Below are 16,705 nucleotides of genomic sequence, written 5' to 3' on the forward strand. Positions count from 1 at the left end.
GCCCCGTCAGCGTAGACAGCCTGGGTTAAGCCAGCCTTATGCAGCCCTGCACCGTCAACAAACCCGGGTTCTCAGCGTGCCCAGCGCAGATTGAACCGCGTGCTCATGGGCGGCTCGCCCGCATCGCGCTCCAGCGTGGCACCCATCTGTTCGGCGATGCGCCCCACCAGGCGCAGGCCCAGACCGAGGCCGGGCTCGGACGCTGCGGCGACGGCAACCGAGCCCGCGCGTTGACCGTCGTCGGACACGGACACACCGAATCCGTCGGATGAGCGCCAGACTTCGACCGACACCTGGGTGCCTTCGGGTGTGTGGCGCAGGGCGTTTTCGATCAGGTTGCGCAGGGCCAGCTCCAGCAACATGGGCTGGGCCGATACGCGCACCGGCTGATCGGGCTGCTGCAGCGACAGCTCGTGACCCGTTTCGTACGCCTGCTGCGCATGGTTCGAAATCAAACGCGCCGCGAGTTCGCCGAGCTCGACGTCCTGCGTCTCCAGCAGGTTGGACGGGCCCCCGTTGCCGGTACGCTGCGCCCGCGCCAGGTCCAGCAACTGCGACAGGATGCGGCCGGCACGCAGAGCCTCGCGCTCCAGCCGGTCCAGGCGTTCGGGCGAAGCGTCCGCCTGCGCGGCCCGGGCCTGCAGCGCAATGACCGCCAGCGGCGTGCGCAGTTCGTGCGCCACGTCGGAAGCGAATTCGCGCTCACGCTGCGCCTGCTTTTGCAGGGTATCGACCAGCGTGTTGATGGCCGAGACCGTGCTGGTGAATTCGCGAAAACGGTGCTGGGTGTCCAGCCGCTGACCGGCGAACCCGTCGAGCGCGGCCACTTCGCTGGAGAGCTGGTCCAGCGGGCGCAAACCGCGCCGGATGGTCCACCACAGCAGCAGGGCCACCAGCGGCAGGATCAGGATCGCGGGCTGCGCCACGTGTTCGGCTATGTCTTTGCCGAGCTCGCCACGCTTCTTCATGTCCATCAGCGCCAGCACGCGGCGCTCGCGTCCGTCCATGTTCAGGCGCACGCCGAAGCTGCGCCAGTCGCCCAGGCCGTGTTCGGTCTGCAGCGTCAGGGTGCGGAACCCCCGCGGGGGCAGGTCCGTGATGTCCAGCCCCGGCGCAATGCGGTGGGTGTCGGCGACGAGGCGGCCATCCTCCCAGGCCAGCACGGCGACATCCTGCAGGTACTCATGCTCCAGACCGGCCGACGCCGGAACCATGTTCTGGCTGGCCCCGGTGGGCGAGGCTTCGATCCACAGCTTGGCCACCGCCACCAGCTGGCCGTCCGAAAACTTGCGCGCCTCGCGGAACCCGGTGGACCAGGCCACGGCAATCAGGGTCAGCCACACCAGCAGCAGCGCGCCGAGCGTCCAGCTCAGGATGTAGCGGCGCAGCACAGGCTGCGGCGATGGTGAAGCGGCCACCGGGTTCATTCGGGGTCCGACCGATTCGGCGCGGCGGCGGGGGCCACTTCGCGGGGAATGAAGTAACCCACGCCGCGCACGGTCTTGATGAGCGATTCACCCAGCTTGCGGCGCAGGTGGTGCACGTGCACCTCGATCGCGTTGCTGTCGAGGGCTTCGCCAAAGCCGTACAGCGCCGATTCGAGCCGGGCCTTGGACAGCACCTGGGGACGGGCCTGCAGCAGGGTCAGCAACAGCGCAAACTCGCGCCCACCCAGTGCCACAGGCAACCCGGCGCGCTCCACCGTGCGCGTGGCCGGGTCGAGCACCAGATCGCCATGTTCGATCAGGGGCTTGCTGCGCCCGCTCGCCCGCCGCAGCATGGCGCGCAGCCGGGCAAGCAGTTCGTTGGCGTCGAAGGGTTTGACGATGTAGTCGTCGGCCCCGCTGTCCAGGCCGCTGATGCGGTCGCTCACGCCATCGCGAGCCGTCATGATCAGCACCGGCATGTCGCTGCGCGGCAGCGCTTCGTGGGCCCGGCTGCGTTCACCGAGGCGGCGCAGGCGCGCCAGCAGGTCCAGCCCGTCGCCATCGGGCAGGCCCAGATCCAGCAGCAACACGTCAAAAGGCTCCACCGCCAGGGCCGCCCAGGCGGCATCCAGGGTCGGGCACACGTCCACCGCGTAACCCGCCTGGCGCAACGAATCGCTCAGACCGCTGGCGATGCCGGGATCGTCTTCCACCACAAGTGCGCGCATTTCAGGGGCGGGCCAGGGCCCGATGACAAAAGAGTTCCATTATCCGGACCGCGCTTAAGCCTCTCTTAAAGTGCGCCGCGCACGATGGCGCCCCATGCACACCCGTCCCGCTGCCCGTTCCCTGCTGGCCCATTCGCCGCCCGGCACCCACCTGCTGAGAGGTCTGGTGGCGGTGCTGGTGCTGACCCTGCTGTGGGACCTCTTGGGCCTGGACCTGCCCGTGCTGCAGGCCATCGGCACGCCCGAGGGGTTTCCCTTGCGCCACCACTGGCTGCTGGAACAGGTGTTGCACGACGGCCTGCGGCAGGTCGCTCTGGGCTTCTACGTGCTGCTCGGGCTGTGGGTGCTGTGGCCACAGACCTGGCCCGGCCCGGCCATTGACCGGCGCGAGCGCCTCGTCGTGGTGGTGCTGGTGGCGCTGTCGCTGCTGGCGGTGAATCTGGTGAAGTACCACAGCCTCACCAGCTGCCCCTGGGAGCTGCAGGCCTTCGGCGGCGGCGCGTCTTACGTGTCGCACTGGAACTTCCTGGACACGGACGGGGGGCCTGGCCGCTGCTTCCCCGGCGGTCACGCGTCCAGCGCCCTGGCCTTCCTGCCCCTGTGCCTGCCCTGGCTGCTGCCGCCCCGGGCGGTCCACCGCCAGGCCGCGACCGGCTGGCGCTGGCTGATGTTTCTGGTGTTCGCCGGTGCGCTCGCCGGTGCGGCCCAGACCCTGCGCGGTGCACACCCGCCCAGCCACACCCTGTGGACGCTGCTGACTTGCGCCAGCGTCAGCCTGGCCGGCTGGCTCGGGGCGCGGCCCTGGCTTGCAGGGGATACGGATCAGGCAGTGGCCGCGTCGCCGTAGTACCCGCGGTACCAGTCCACAAAACGCTGCACACCGAGCTGCAGATCGGTGTTCGGGCGGATGCCGAAGCCCTTCTCCAGCGCCGTGGTGTCCGCCCAGGTCTCCGGCACATCGCCCTGCTGCATCGGCATGAAGTGTTTGATGGCCTTGATGCCCGTGGCTTTTTCGATGCAGCCGATGAAGTCCAGCAGGCTCACCGGCCCGTTGTTGCCCACGTTGAGCACCCGGTGGGCGGGCGCGTCTGCCGTGGCCACCGGCGGCACGGCCATGACCTTGAGCACGGCGTCAACCACGTCGTCCACGTAGGTGAAGTCGCGGCGCATCTGGCCGTTGTTGTACACATCGATCGGCTGGCCCGCCAGCACGGCGCGCACGAACTTGAAGATGGCCATGTCCGGGCGTCCCCAAGGGCCGTACACCGTGAACAGGCGCAGACCCGTGGCCGGGATGCCATAGAGGTGGCTGTAGCTGTAGGCCATGAGTTCGTTGGCCTTCTTGCTCGCGGCGTAGAGCGAGATCGGCTGGTCGGTGACCATGTCCTCGCGCAGCGGCATCTGGCGCGCCGCGCCGTAGATGGAGCTGGACGAGGCATAGACCAGGTGCCGTACCCCGCTGTGACGACACCCCTCCAGCACCGTCAGCATGCCGGCCAGGTTGCTGTCCAGGTAAGTCATGGGATGGTCGACGGAATAACGCACGCCGGCCTGGGCGGCCAGGTGCAGCACCGCGTCGAAGCGGTTTTCGGCAAACAGCCGCGCCATGGCATCGCGGTCGGCCAGGTCCAGGCGGTGGAACACGAAGCCAGGCCGGTCCAGCAACTGCTGCAGGCGCGCCTGTTTGAGCGAGGGCTCGTAGTAGGCGTTCAGGTTGTCCAGGCCCTCGACCTCAAAGCCCTGGTCGAGCAGGCGCTGGCAGAGGTGGAAACCGATGAAGCCGGCGGCGCCGGTGACCAGCACACGACCGTTCTGAAGCGGTGATTGACTCATTGCAGGATGTCCATTCTTCGAGGCTGCCAGGTGTAGGTTTGCCGGTTGTCTGGCGGCACGCAAGCGGCACGTGCGGCCGTGGCGTCGAGCAACACCCAGTCGCGCCGGTGGGCGGTGCCCAGCCGCTGCTGGCGACCAGTATCAAAACAGGCCAGCTCCAGGCCATCGGGCACGAGCAGCACCCGTGTACGGTCTTCCTGCAACCACAGCCAGGCACGCCGCTCCTGCTCAGACGCCGTCGCCAGGTAGCTGAAATGGGTCAGCGGGCGGTGAGAGAACAACAGGAACTGCTCTTTGAACTCGATCAGACCGACCTCGGTTTCACCCGGCACCCGGGTTTCCAGATCGGCCATGAGCTGGCGCGGCGTGCGGTGCGGGTCCATCACCGGCCAGACCCAGAACGCCACAAACACCCAGCACATCAGACTCACCAGCGCCAGCTGCTGAAACAGCGGCCGGCGCCAGCTCAGCAAGGTCGCCGCCAGCACCAAGCTCCCTAGCACCACGAGCGGCCAGGCCAGGTCGGCGATGGCTTCGGCGTAGTCGCTGGCCTTCTCTCCCAGCGCTTCGGGTCGCTGCAGAGCGATCAGGCCGAGGACCAGCACCAGGATGCCCAGCACCAGCAACACGCCACGCAGCACCCCCGCGGTCTTGCGTCCAGCGCCGGCCTCCTGAACCCGCGCCCACAATGCCGCGCCCACCAGCGAGAGCATGGGCAGCGCCGGCAGGATATAGACGTCCCGCTTGCCCTTGCTCAGCGAGAAGAACACCAGCACCAGCACAACCCAGGCGAACAGGCTGCGGGCGCGAACGTCTTCCCGCAACAAGGCCACCAGGCGGCGCCACTGCGCCACCAGCAGCACGGCCAGCGGGAACCAGACAAGGGGAATGGCCGAAGTCAGGAAGTAGTGCCAGGGCTTGAAATGGCCCCAGGGATTGGCATAGCGCCCCGCCGTCTGGCGCAGCAGGATGTTGTCGCGGTAGGCGGCCAGTTCGGCGTCGCCCGATGCCTGCACCTGCCACAACATCGGGCCCAGCCAAGCGGCCAGCGTGAGCAACAGCAGCATCGGGCCGATCCACGCGCGCCGGGTCCACACCGGTGGCGCCGACGCGGCGCGCTCCGACCGCGCCCACAAGGCCAGCGGGATCAGCAACAACATTGGCAGAAACCCGACGCCTTTGGTCATGATGCCCAGGGCCATCGCCACCCAGGCCAGTGCGTACCAACGCCAGGCCGGACCGAGCAGAAAATGGCGCAAGAGTCCGTAGCATCCCAGCGTGATCCAGAAACACACCAGCGCATCGATCTGTGCCGTCTTGGCTTGCAGCAGGAACTGGGGCGTGAACAGCAACACCAGCACCGCCCAGCGTGCGACCTCCGAACCCCAGAGACGGCGCCCCAGGTCGTGGACCAGCCACAGTGTTCCGGCCGCGGCCAGCGCGCTGGGTAGCAGGAAGGCGATCTTGAGTTGCCCGGTCAGGGAATAGCTCAGCGCCACCAGCCACATGAACACCGGCGGTTTGTCCGGATACGGCTCCCCTCCGCGCAGGGGAAACAACCACTGACCCGACTCGACCATCTCGCGCGCGATCTGTGCGAAGCGGGGCTCATCGGCCGGCCAGGGTGCGCGCAGGCCAATGCCGGCGAGCAGCACCAGAGCGGCACCGATGAACAGCGCGGTGGTCCAGGCCTTGTCGCGCGAAGCGGCGTGAAGTGGTGTTGGGTCAATCATCGAGAGTTCCACGTACCTGTGCGAGGCGCTGCTTGAAGCCATGGTGGTAGAGGTACCAGCCCAGAACGCTCGATACCGCCAACAGGGCCAGACTCACCCAGAGCTTGGAACCATCCTGCAGCGCAAAGCCGCGACCAGCGTAACTGAACAGCAGCGACTGTGGCAGGTAGCCAGGCAGGCTGCCCAGCAACACGGCGCGGCGGCTCAGACCGGCCAGCGCTGCAGCGATGTTGGTGAGCAGGTTGCTGCCCACCGGCATCAGTCGGATGATCAGGATCCACAGCCAGGTGTCATGCGCCAGCACACGACGAATGACATCGATGCGGGCACTGTGGCGCTGACGGATCCAGTCAAAACCGGTGTGGCGCACCACACTCATCGTCAGCAAAGCACCCAGGCCGGTGAGCACGCTGCTCAAGACCCCGCCCCACCAGCCCCCCAGCAGGTACCCGCAGGCGAAGGCCAGCACCTGGCGCGGGCCGCCGGCCGCGGTATAGACCACCGCTCCCAGGGCAAACACCGGCCAGGCGATGCTCCAGTGCTGTTGGAACAAACCGCGCAACAGGTCCTCTTCATTGAAGGAGCCCCACCAGCCGTAGTGCAGGGAGACAAAGGCCAGCGTCAGCACAGCCGTCAGCCCCAGCGGCTTGACGAGCAGTTTGGCGCTAGATTTCACCGACGGTTTCCACCCGTTCCAGCACCGGCTGTTTGCTGCGCCGGATCAGCCAGCGCACGCCAAACATGTCGACGATGCCCACCCACACACGGTTCCAGGCGGTGTACTTGGACACCCCGGCCGTGCGGTGGCGGTGGTTCACCGGCACCACGGCGATGCGGCCACCCACGCGCCGCACCAACGCCGGGATGTAGCGGTGCATGTGATCAAAATACGGCAGCAAGGCCCAGGTGCTGCGCGGGATCAGCTTCAGTCCGCAACCCGTGTCGGGCACACCGTCATCGAGGATCTGGCGGCGCACGGCGTTGGCGATCTTCGACTGGATCTTCTTCCACTCGGTGTCCTTGCGCTTGTGGCGAAAGCCCGCGATGCAGAAGTGTTCGCCACCCGCCTCCAGCTCCTGCGCCTGCCGCACCAGGGCCGGGATGTCGGCCGGGTCGTTCTGCCCGTCGCCGTCGATGGTGACCAGGTAGCGCCCGCGGGCATGGCGCGAAGCGGTCCACATCGCGGTGCTCTGCCCGCAGCTGCGTTCGTGGCGCAGCAGCTGGGCGCGCGCACCGCGGGCCTGGCAGCGCTGCAGGAACTGCTGGTCGGTGCCATCGGTGCTGCCATCGTCCACCAGCACGATTTCAAAGCCGCATGTCGGCTGCAGGGCATCGACGATTTCGTCGACCAGGGCCCCGATGTTGCCTGCTTCGTCCTTCGCGGGGATCAGTACCGACACCAATGGTCCGGCATCGCCGGACGCCGGTGGAAAGGCAGCAGTCGGCCTGGGGTCTGTCATGGGTTTCATCAAGATTCACAAATATCGCAACACGGTTTCGCTGCGCCGACAAGGCCGTCGGCGGCGAAAGCGCTGCCTCCCTATTTTGACGCACCTTCCTTTAGGAAGCCTTAAGAAGACGCCTCCGCACTCACCAGCCCAGCCCGATGCGCAGCGGCAGGTACACCAGCATGCCGGCCACGATGGTGCCCAGCACACCGCGGCGCCAGTAGAACCAGGCGCCACCGGCGGCGGCGGCGAACAGGCGCGCGTCCTGCCAGGTGCGCACCAGTTCGCCCTGCGCCATCACGATCTCGGGCACCACGACAGCGGCCAAAGCGGCGATGGGCGCGTACTGCAGCCCGCGCTGGGCCCAGTGCGGCAAGGTCCACGGCTTGTCCGACAGAAAGAAAAACCCACGCGTGATCACCGTGATGCACCCCAGCGCCACGATGGTGAGCAGGGTCCAGGGGTCGAGGTCAAACATGGGGCGCTCCCGCGGCGGGACGGTGCGGCATCGCCTTTTCCAGCACCAGGCAGATCGCCACGGCGCTGGCGATGGCCACCAGGATGTTGAGCTTGAGCGGCAAAGCCCAGGCCACCACCGCCGCCGCTCCGGCCACACCGGCCGAGACGATGCGCAGCGGTGAAGAGGCCAACGAGCTGAGCACGCCCAGCAGCGCCAGGATGCCGGCAAAACCCAGCCCCCATTCGGTGGGGATGGCGTTGGCGAGCACGATGCCGACCACACTGGCCAGCATCCAGGCGATGTAGTTGACCGCGCAGTTGCCCATCAGGTAGGCCTGCTGGCGCGCGAGTTCGTCGGGTGACTGGCCGGGTTTGGGAAAACGGCGCGCGAAAAACACATAGCTCAGGTCACCGGTCACGTAACCGCTGACCAGCCGCTGCCAGCGCGGCAGGTGCATCAGGTAGGGTCGCAGATGCGCCGAGAAAACGACGAAACGCAGGTTGACGCAGAAGGCAGCGGTCAGGATCACCCACAGCGGCGCGCCCGCCGCGATCATCGGAACGGCCGCGAGCTGGGCGCTGCCCGCGTAGACGATCAACGTCATCAACAAGGCTTCGAGCACCGACAGCCCCGACTTGACCATGGCCACGCCGGTCATCAGGCCCCAGGCACCGATGCCCATGGCCACCGTGCCCTGGTCGCGCACGCCCTCCCAGAATTCCGCCCGCTGGCGGTGTTCGCGCAGGTAGAACATCAGGCCGCCGCCACGGTTGCGGTGGTCGGGGCGTCCAGCACCTGCCCGGGCGTGAGCGCAAAACCGCGCAGGAAGTCCGCCGCGGGCAGGCGCTTGCCACCCGCGCGCTGCAACTCGTCGAGCACCAGCACGCCGTCGCCCGTCATGACCCGGATACCCTGGGGCTCGACGGCCAGCACCTGTCCCGGCACAGCCGCACCCGCATCTGCAACGCTGTCGGTTTCGACGTGCGCCGCCCAGACCTTGATCGCCTCACCCGCCAGTGCCGTGCTCGCGCCGGGAAAAGGATTGAAGGCGCGCACGCGGCGCGCGATCACGGCCGCGGGCAAGGCCCAGTTGATGGCCGCCTCGGCCTTCTCGATCTTGTGCGCGTAGGTCACGCCGTCGGCCGGCTGGGGTACCGGGCGCAGGCCGCCGCAAGCCGCCATCTCCAGCGCCTCCACCATCAGGCGCCCGCCCAGAACAGCCAGACGGTCGTGCAGGCTGCCGGTGCTGTCGTCGGCCGCGATGGGCAGGCGCTCGACCAGCAGCATGTCGCCGGTGTCGAGCCCGGCGTCCATCTGCATGATGGTCACCCCGGTGTGCTGGTCGCCAGCCTCGATGGCGCGGTGGATCGGCGCCGCACCGCGCCAGCGCGGCAGCAGCGAAGCGTGGATGTTGAAACATCCCAGTCGCGGCGCGTCCAGCACCCATTGCGGCAGGATCAGGCCGTAGGCGGCGACGACCATCGCGTCGGCGTTCGCAGCGCGGATCGCGGCGCGCGCCGCTGCGGCGTCTTCGGGAAACTTGCCATCCAGGCGCAGGCTGCGCGGCTGCGCCACCGCCAGGCCGTGCGCCAGCGCGCACTGCTTGACGGGAGAAGCCTGCAGCTTCATGCCGCGCCCCGCCGGACGGTCCGGCTGGCTCAGCACCAATGGAATCTCAAACCCGGCCGCAAGCAGCCCTTCCAGCGCCACGCGGGCGAACTCCGGCGTGCCGGCAAAAATGATTTTCATGCGATGAAGAAATAAAGAGGCCGGACGCCCACATCGGGCGCCGCGGACTGCCGCTCAGGGCATCCGGTCGTCGGGCATCGGTTCGTCGGAGTACATCACTTTCTGCACCACGCCCGCCGGGCTCAGATGGATGTGTACCCGGCGCTGCCAGACGTGTTCGATCACGCGGTAGGTCCAGATGTCGCCATCAAACCGCGCCACCTGTTCCACCCACGCAGGACGCCCCAGGTGCAACAAGACATCGTCACGCGTCCAGCGTCCGACCTCGATGCGCTCCAGCCAGGCCACATCCATGACCTGCTCCATCCTGCGCAAGCGCCCGTCCGGCCCCAGGTCGAGGTTGTAGACCTGCGCGCCGGCCGGCTGGCGGGAATACTGAAGGCGCGTGCCGTCGGGCAAGCGGTGTTCCGCCGTCGGCCGGCCGAGCCGCTGTTCGATCTGTGCCCGGGTGCTGCCCTGGGGCACGCGTTCGGGCATGCCCGCGCAGCCGGCCAGCAACACCAGCACGGAGGCCAGCGCCAGCAGTCGGTAACGCATGCCCGACGCGATGTTCATGCCCGCTCCGTTTCGCGTTGCGCCTTGACCAGCTTGCTCTTGATGCGGTTGCGCTTGAGTGGCGAGAGGTATTCCACAAACACCTTGCCCATCAGGTGGTCCATCTCGTGCTGGATGCATACCGCGAGCATGTCTTCGGCCTCCAGCGTGCGCTCCACCCCGTTGCCGTCGAGCGCGCGCACGCGCACGGCGATCGAGCGCTCCACGCCGTCGTAAATGCCGGGCACGGACAGACAGCCTTCTTCACCCTTGCGGGTTTCGGGGCTGGACCACTCGATCACAGGATTGATCAGCACGAGCGGCTGATCGCGGGTTTCGCTCACATCGATCACGATCAGCCGCTCGTGCACATCCACCTGCGTGGCGGCCAGGCCAATGCCGCTGGCGTCGTACATGGTGGCAAACATGCGCGCGATCAGCTGGTGGATGCGGGCGTCCACCGCCACCACCGGCCGGGCAACGGTGTGCAGGCGCGGGTCGGGGTAACGCAGGATGTTGAGCAGCTCAGGCGGATTCATGTCTCGGTGGAGTCAAAAATGGGACGGACGTTCCAGATCACCGCCTCCACGCCGGGTCGGGCGCTGCAGTGACAAGGTTGAGGGTTTGTCGTTATTTTCGCCACTTTTGGCGGCGCCCGCACGGCCCAAATGCCATAAACATTGCCTAATCAAGGGCTTGGGCGCAAAATCAAATGCGACTTGTCAAGATAAAAAGCGCCGTCTCACCCCGGTCCCGGCCCTTGTGGACCTCCGAGGCGATGGCGTCTGCCCCAGGGGCCCACACATGCCATTGAACACCTGTCCGACCGCCCAACACCGTTCGCCGCATCGCCTGCATCCGCTGGCGGGGGCCGCCGTCCTGCTCGCCGCGCTGGTCAGCAACAGCGCCTGGGCGCAGAACTATCCCATCACCGCTGGGCAGCGGGCAACGGCCAACCAGGTCGCCGAGACGGGCGTACCGCTGTCCGAACTGGCTCCCAATGCCCCCGACAGCCACACCGTCGTACGTGGTGACACGCTGTGGCGCATCTCCGGCATGTTCCTGAAAAGTCCGTGGCGCTGGCCCGAGCTCTGGGGCATGAACCTCGATGACATCAAGAACCCGCACCGCATTTACCCCGGGCAGGTGCTCTACCTCGACAAGACCGGTGGCCGCGCCCGCCTGAGCACCCGCCGTCCGGGCAGCGGCGAAACCGCCACCGTGCGTGTCTCGCCCCGCATCCGCTCCGAGAGCCTGTCCGACTCCGCCATCCCGCCGGTGTCGATGCAGCAGATCGAAGCCTTCCTGGCCGAACCGCTGATCGTGGATGAAGCCACCTTCGCACGCGCACCGCGCATCGTCGCCACCCCTGAAAACCGCGTGCTGCTCAGCCTCGGCGACCGGGCCTACGCGCGTGGCAGCTACGGCGACGGAGCCGGTGCCTCAACGGACGCGCTGAGCCTGGCCGCAGGCAAGCCCCGCAACTTCCGTGTCTTCCGCAATGCGGTGCCGCTGAAGGACCCCGCTACCGGCGAAGTCATTGCCTACGAAGCGCAATACGTGGGCAAAGCCTACCTCAGCCGGGCAGAGAGTCGGATCAACGTCGAGGTGCCGCCAGCGCCTGGCGCCGCACCGCAGCCTGTCAAGGCCGATGTCTACAAACCCGCCTTTGACAACCCGGCCAACGTCGAGCGGGTGCAGATGGCCAACACCGTCACGGCCTCTGCTGCCCCGGCGTCGGAGTTGGTGCCCGCCACCATCGACATCGTGCAGGCCAAAGAGGAAATGCGCGTGGGCGACCGCCTGCTGCCCGAGCCGCCGCGCGAGTTCAGCAACTACGTCCCTCGCGCACCCGGCAGTGTCCAGAAGGGGCAGATCGTCTCGGTTTACGGCAACGCGGTGACGTTTGCGGCACAGAACCAGGTCGTGGCCATCAACCGCGGTCGGGAGCACGGCATGGAAAACGGCCATGTGCTGGCCCTGCTGCGCGATACCAGCCAGATCGTCGACAAGACCGACGAAAGCCGCCCGACGATGCGCCTGCCGGGCGAACGCAACGGCCTGATGATGGTCTTCCGCACCTTCGACAAAGTGTCCTACGCGCTGGTCCTGGAGATCAACGATGGTGTCAAGGTGGGCGACCGCTTCGTCAACCCCTGACGCCCGATGGCCAGAGAAGAGCTGGCCGCCTGGCTGAGGCTGCTGCTGACCCCTGGTGTCGGGAACGAGACAGCACGCAAGCTGCTGGCCGCGTTTGGACTGCCGCAGGCCGTTTTTGCGCAAAGCCTGGCGGCCCTGCAGACCGTCGTCGGTGCCCGCATCGCCGAAGCCCTGCAAGAGATTCCCGAAGAACTCGAACCTGCGCTGGAGCGGCTGCAAACCTGGCTGGCTGAGTCAGACCGTCACCACCTGCTGACGCTGGGCGACGCGCGCTTCCCGTCCGCGCTCCTGCAGATCGCCGATCCACCGGTACTGCTGTATGCGCTGGGCGATCTGGACGCCCTGAGCCACCCGAACAAGCTCGCCATCGTCGGCAGCCGCAACCCCACCCACCAGGGCGCGGCCAACGCCCACCAGTTTGCCCAGGCGCTGGGCCAGGCCGGCCTGTGCATCGTGTCCGGTCTCGCACTCGGCGTCGACGGCGCCGCGCATGAAGGAGCTCTGGCGGCCGGCGCCCGGACCATCGCCGTGGTCGGCACCGGCCTGGACCGCGTCTACCCCAAACGGCACCTGAACCTCGCCCACCGCATCGCCGAGCGCGGCGCCCTGATCAGCGAATTCCCGCTGGGCACGTCCCCGCTGCCGGCCAACTTCCCGCAACGCAACCGCATCATTGCCGGCCTGTCGCAAGGCACCCTGGTGGTGGAGGCGGCACTGCAATCGGGTTCGCTCATCACCGCCCGCATGGCCGCCGAACAAGGCCGCGAGGTGTTTGCCATCCCCGGTTCGATCCACGCCCCACAGGCCAGGGGCTGTCACTCGCTCATCCGCCAGGGCGCCAAGCTGGTCGAGTCGGCGCAGGACATCCTGGAAGACCTTCAACTGGGTGCTCCGGCGACTCCGGAAGAAGGGTCAACCACGGCGCCACCCGACGACGACCTGCTCGACGCGCTGGGTCACGACCCGGTCAGCCTCGACGCCCTGCAGGCCCGCACCGGCCTCGACACCGCGACCCTGCAGGCACGCTTGCTGGAACTGGAACTGGACGGTTGGGTGGGGCGGCTCCCGGGTGGCTTGTTGCAGCGAACCAGCCGGAGTTGAGCGGCACGAGACAAGAACGTCGGAGCGCGGTGTCACAACCCAGGATGCGGAGGAACCGGCTTTGCCGGGCCACTCGCATCGCCCCCTTCAGGGGGTTGCGCGAAGCGCGGCGGGGGTCATCCCAATAGTCTCTCGGGGTTCGCGTCCAGCTTGGCCAGCGCATCGCGCGTGGCGCGCACGGTCAGCGCCTCGTCTTCGCTCGGCACCAGCAGGCCCGCCTGCAGATAGGCCGCCACGCGATTGGCCTGCACGAGGAAGCAACGCCCGCTGTTGGTGACAAACAGGTACAGCTGGCCACGGTCGCTGCGCCAGGCGAGCTGCACGCTGTTGAGCTTGCCGTTGTGGTCCAGACCAAACCACGAGCCGATCTGGAGCTCGACGGCCCAGGCGCGCATCGCCTCGTTCGGCTGGCTGCCGCCCTGCTTGATCACCTCGATGTTGCTGGCGTCCACGCCGGTGATCATCTCGATGCTCTCGTTGTCCAGATCCAGATCGCCCCCCCCGTTTTCCGGCAGGTAGTCTTCGAGGTGCGCCAGGCGATCGGACAGCTTGTCCAGCCGCTCCTGCGGGATCGGCTCGGTGCGCGACATGAACGCATCGGCCAAGGTGTCGCTGACCGACTTGATGTGCTGGTCCTGGAGACCGGCCGGGTAGCCCAGCAAACCCATGCCCTGGCGCAAGCGCTGCAGGATGCTGGGCAGTTGTTGAATCACCCGGGCGCGGTCATTGCGGTTGGGTTTGGCACTCGCCGCCCACAACAGATCGGACGCCACCCGCTTGAGCGATGCGGTTTCTTCGTGCTTGAGGCCGAACTTGACACTGGCCACCGCCAGCACCTCGACCCAGACCTTGAACAGAAACTCGCGCACTTCGTCGCGCACCGGCACGTCGTCGAGCAACTTCCGCAGCTCGATGGTGTATTGCACGGACAGCGTTTCCTTCTGCTCCACCTGCTGGGCCACCGTGACAAACCGGCTGGCGTTGCCCTGCCCACTGAGGTAGGTCGAGAGAAACTTCTGGAATTCGTCGAACACCAGCTGGAACACCCGGCGTCCGGTTTCCGGGTACTGTTCGATCACCTGCACCACGCGTTTGATTTCCATCTCCAGCGCGGTCGAGGTGACATTGGATTCGAAGCCCATGACACAGGAACCCATGCGGTCGATCAGGCGACGCGCCGGGTGCTGCAGGGCACTGAAAAATTCGGGCTCGGCCAGCGCCACCCGCAGCACCGGGATCTGCAACCGGGCAAACCAGACCCGCACGGTGGCCGGGATGCGCTCCTCGGCCAGGATGCTCTGGAACATCAGCGCCACCACCTCGATGGTGGCCTTTTCGGTGGGCGTCTCGGCGGCCTGCTTGAGCTCAACGGTGCGCTGGCGCAGGGCCGTGGCCGCACGCTCGACGTGTGAGGCGTCCGCATACACCACGCCCGAGCCTGTGCTGCCCGTCTGCGGCAGACCAGAGTCGACACTGACCACAGGGGCGATGCGCTGCATCGCCTGCACCAGTTGGGGCGAAGGCGGCAGCAACTGCGTCGCCTCAAAATCACCGCCCACGCGGTCGATCAGCATGCGCTTGAGCCGCCCGACCACGCCCTGAGCCCGCATGCGGGCCCTCGCCAGGGGCGAAGCGCTGGTCATCATGCGGGTTTCGTCATGCACACCCATGCCCGAGGAGGTCATCCCGCCCCGCTGCGAACCCATGCCAGCCTGCCCCCCGGAATCCGCACCGTTCTGCCTGGCAAATCCGCCACGTTCATCGCTGACCTGCGCGGCCCCCCGCTTGCCCTCGACGCCACCGCGGTCTTCCGCAACAGCGCCTGCAGCCGGCGCCGCCGAGCGACTGCCCGGCGCACGCTTGACCAGCGCCTGCAGATCGATCTCTTTCATCACACCGCTGGAGACCAGGAATTCGTTGGCCGCCTTGTAGGCCTCGTGCATCCTCTTGGCCAGCGGGGGTGCCAGGGCGTCCTGCACCAGCAACCAGCCTTCGCGGGTCATCTGCGCATCGAGCCACTGGTCCACCAGGATGCGCGTCACCACGTCGGGCAGCAGCACGTCGCCACGCGGCAGCTCCTGGCGCTTTTCCAGGTGCTGGATGCGCAGGCGCAGTTCATTGAGTTCGGTGGAGGCCTGATCCAGCACGCGCATCGCCAGTCGAGACGCAAGTATCTGGTCATCCATGGCGCCCTCGGCCATCAGCTCCAGCCGCCCGGGCGCGCTGTTGACCGAGCTGCCCGAAGCCGTGAAACGCGGCAGCAGGGTGCGCTGCAGCACCTTGCGGGACTGGTTCAGCCAGGCGGTCTGATTTTTCTGGAACGCCATCCAGGCATCGCGGCGTTCCTGCATCTCGCGTGCCGGCCCGGCCTGATCGAGTATGGCAGCCAGTCGCGTCTCACAGGTTTTGACCAGGTCGGGAAGCGCCCGTCCCACATGAACCACGAAGAGTTCACGCGCCTGTTTGGCCAGAGAGGAGACGTGCTGATCAGGAGAGGACACGATGGTTTCAGTATGACACGAAAGGACTCAATACTTTTGGCGAACAGGCGGGCTGAGTCCGGGGTGTTTGACGCTTAAACCACGGCCCCCCCGTTGGGGTCGTTGGGATCGGCTTCCGCCGGTTTGTTGCCCGACTTGATCAGGTCCTCGCGCTTGATGCCCAGCCACATGGCAATGGCCGCAGCCACAAACACCGAAGAATAGATGCCAAACAGGATCCCGATGGTCAGGGCCAACGCAAAGTAATGCAGCGTCGGACCGCCAAACAACAGCATCGACAGCACCATGATCTGGGTCGAACCGTGGGTGATGATCGTACGGCTGATGGTGGAGGTGATCGCGTTGTCGATGATCTGCGGCGTCGTCTTTTTGCGGTGACGACGGAAACTCTCACGGATGCGATCAAAAATCACCACAGATTCGTTGACCGAATAGCCCAGCACCGCCAGCACCGCCGCCAGCACCGCCAGCGAAAACTCCCACTGGAAGAAGGCAAAAAAGCCCAGGATGATGATCACGTCGTGCAGGTTGGCGATGATGGCCGAAACGGCGTACTTCCACTCGAACCGCATCGCCAAGTAGATCATGATGCCGACGATCACCAAGCCAAGCGCCTTGAGGCCGTCCTCCACCAGTTCCTGCCCCACCTGCGGACCGACAAACTCGGAGCGGCGCAGCTCCACCGTGGGGTTCTGCGCCTTGAGCGCAGCCAGTGCCGCCTCGCTCTGCTGGCCCGACGACTGGCCCACCTGCACCGGCAGGCGCAGCAGCACATCGCGCGAAGAGCCAAAGTTCTGCACCGGCACATCGGCGTAGCCCAGGGACTCGACCACCTGGCGCACGGCGGCCAGGTCGGCCGGCTGCTCGTAGGCCACTTCCATGACCGTGCCGCCGGTGAATTCCACCGACAGGTTGAGCCCGCGGATCACGAGAAACACAACCGCGGCGACAAAGGTGATGGCGGAAATCGCGTTCAGCACGATGGCGTGCTTCATGAACGGGATGTCCTTCTGAATGCGGAAAAACTCCAT

General features: G+C 66.8%; 16 protein-coding genes. 3 read left to right on the top strand and 13 right to left on the bottom strand.

The features are described 5' to 3' along the window. Positions 1 to 71: 71 nt before the first annotated feature. Positions 72 to 1,427 (bottom strand): sensor histidine kinase, encoded by a 1,356-nt coding sequence (locus ACN5W5_RS08090; protein ID WP_420048014.1) that lies wholly within the window; start codon positions 1,425 to 1,427, stop codon positions 72 to 74. After that, complete coding sequence (locus ACN5W5_RS08095; protein WP_420048015.1) at positions 1,424 to 2,155, bottom strand: response regulator; 732 nt, start codon at positions 2,153 to 2,155, stop codon at positions 1,424 to 1,426. The genes ACN5W5_RS08090 and ACN5W5_RS08095 overlap by 4 nt, the downstream gene beginning before the upstream one ends. Positions 2,156 to 2,249: 94 nt before the next feature. Between ACN5W5_RS08095 and ACN5W5_RS08100 the strand changes: the two genes are divergently transcribed. Beyond that, positions 2,250 to 3,002 (top strand): phosphatase PAP2 family protein, encoded by a 753-nt coding sequence (locus tag ACN5W5_RS08100; RefSeq protein WP_420048016.1) that lies wholly within the window; start codon positions 2,250 to 2,252, stop codon positions 3,000 to 3,002. On the opposite strand, the gene ACN5W5_RS08105 is transcribed toward ACN5W5_RS08100, so the two are convergent. The 9 genes from ACN5W5_RS08105 to def form a co-directional block, all read right to left on the bottom strand. Further along, entirely contained in the window at positions 2,978 to 3,988 is a 1,011-nt protein-coding gene (locus ACN5W5_RS08105; protein ID WP_420048017.1) for an NAD-dependent epimerase/dehydratase family protein, read from the bottom strand. The two genes, ACN5W5_RS08100 and ACN5W5_RS08105, sit on opposite strands and share 25 nt — an antisense overlap. Further along, positions 3,985 to 5,721 carry an ArnT family glycosyltransferase gene (locus tag ACN5W5_RS08110; protein ID WP_420048018.1) on the bottom strand — a complete coding sequence of 579 codons (1,737 nt, stop codon included), beginning with the start codon at positions 5,719 to 5,721 and terminating at the stop codon, positions 3,985 to 3,987. Before ACN5W5_RS08110 ends, ACN5W5_RS08105 begins: the two co-directional genes overlap by 4 nt. Further along, positions 5,714 to 6,397: a TVP38/TMEM64 family protein gene (locus tag ACN5W5_RS08115; protein ID WP_420048019.1), complete on the bottom strand. Its 684-nt coding sequence runs from the start codon at positions 6,395 to 6,397 to the stop codon at positions 5,714 to 5,716. The genes ACN5W5_RS08110 and ACN5W5_RS08115 overlap by 8 nt, the downstream gene beginning before the upstream one ends. Continuing rightward, positions 6,387 to 7,121: a glycosyltransferase family 2 protein gene (locus ACN5W5_RS08120; RefSeq protein ID WP_420048020.1), complete on the bottom strand. Its 735-nt coding sequence runs from the start codon at positions 7,119 to 7,121 to the stop codon at positions 6,387 to 6,389. Before ACN5W5_RS08120 ends, ACN5W5_RS08115 begins: the two co-directional genes overlap by 11 nt. A 190-nt stretch (positions 7,122 to 7,311) precedes the next feature. Continuing rightward, positions 7,312 to 7,647: an AzlD domain-containing protein gene (locus ACN5W5_RS08125; RefSeq protein WP_177133368.1), complete on the bottom strand. Its 336-nt coding sequence runs from the start codon at positions 7,645 to 7,647 to the stop codon at positions 7,312 to 7,314. Then, positions 7,640 to 8,383 carry an AzlC family ABC transporter permease gene (locus ACN5W5_RS08130; protein ID WP_210826580.1) on the bottom strand — a complete coding sequence of 248 codons (744 nt, stop codon included), beginning with the start codon at positions 8,381 to 8,383 and terminating at the stop codon, positions 7,640 to 7,642. Before ACN5W5_RS08130 ends, ACN5W5_RS08125 begins: the two co-directional genes overlap by 8 nt. Beyond that, positions 8,383 to 9,378 (bottom strand): methionyl-tRNA formyltransferase, encoded by a 996-nt coding sequence (gene fmt, locus ACN5W5_RS08135; protein WP_420048021.1) that lies wholly within the window; start codon positions 9,376 to 9,378, stop codon positions 8,383 to 8,385. Before fmt ends, ACN5W5_RS08130 begins: the two co-directional genes overlap by 1 nt. 54 nt (positions 9,379 to 9,432) lie before the next feature. Further along, entirely contained in the window at positions 9,433 to 9,933 is a 501-nt protein-coding gene (locus tag ACN5W5_RS08140; RefSeq protein WP_420048022.1) for a hypothetical protein, read from the bottom strand. Continuing rightward, positions 9,930 to 10,451: a peptide deformylase gene (gene def / locus ACN5W5_RS08145; RefSeq protein WP_420048023.1), complete on the bottom strand. Its 522-nt coding sequence runs from the start codon at positions 10,449 to 10,451 to the stop codon at positions 9,930 to 9,932. The genes ACN5W5_RS08140 and def overlap by 4 nt, the downstream gene beginning before the upstream one ends. A gap of 265 nt (positions 10,452 to 10,716) precedes the next feature. On the opposite strand from def, the gene ACN5W5_RS08150 reads away from it, so the two are divergent. Continuing rightward, on the top strand, positions 10,717 to 12,072 hold the full coding sequence (locus ACN5W5_RS08150) for a LysM peptidoglycan-binding domain-containing protein (protein ID WP_420048024.1): 1,356 nt from the start codon (positions 10,717 to 10,719) through the stop codon (positions 12,070 to 12,072). A 6-nt stretch (positions 12,073 to 12,078) separates the two neighbouring features. Then, positions 12,079 to 13,173, top strand: coding sequence for a DNA-processing protein DprA (dprA, locus tag ACN5W5_RS08155; protein WP_420048025.1), 1,095 nt, complete (start codon positions 12,079 to 12,081; stop codon positions 13,171 to 13,173). Positions 13,174 to 13,289: 116 nt separating this feature from the next. Here dprA and ACN5W5_RS08160 read toward each other — a convergent pair whose 3' ends face one another. Together ACN5W5_RS08160 and secF are read right to left on the bottom strand one after the other, a co-directional pair. After that, positions 13,290 to 15,674, bottom strand: coding sequence for a DUF1631 family protein (locus ACN5W5_RS08160; RefSeq protein ID WP_420048026.1), 2,385 nt, complete (start codon positions 15,672 to 15,674; stop codon positions 13,290 to 13,292). 74 nt (positions 15,675 to 15,748) lie between these two features. Further along, positions 15,749 to 16,705, bottom strand: a complete 957-nt coding sequence (gene secF, locus ACN5W5_RS08165; RefSeq protein ID WP_420048027.1) for a protein translocase subunit SecF — start codon at positions 16,703 to 16,705, stop codon at positions 15,749 to 15,751.

The organism is Hydrogenophaga sp. ZJX-1 (assembly GCF_048590325.1).
Lineage (GTDB): Bacteria > Pseudomonadota > Gammaproteobacteria > Burkholderiales > Burkholderiaceae_C > Hydrogenophaga.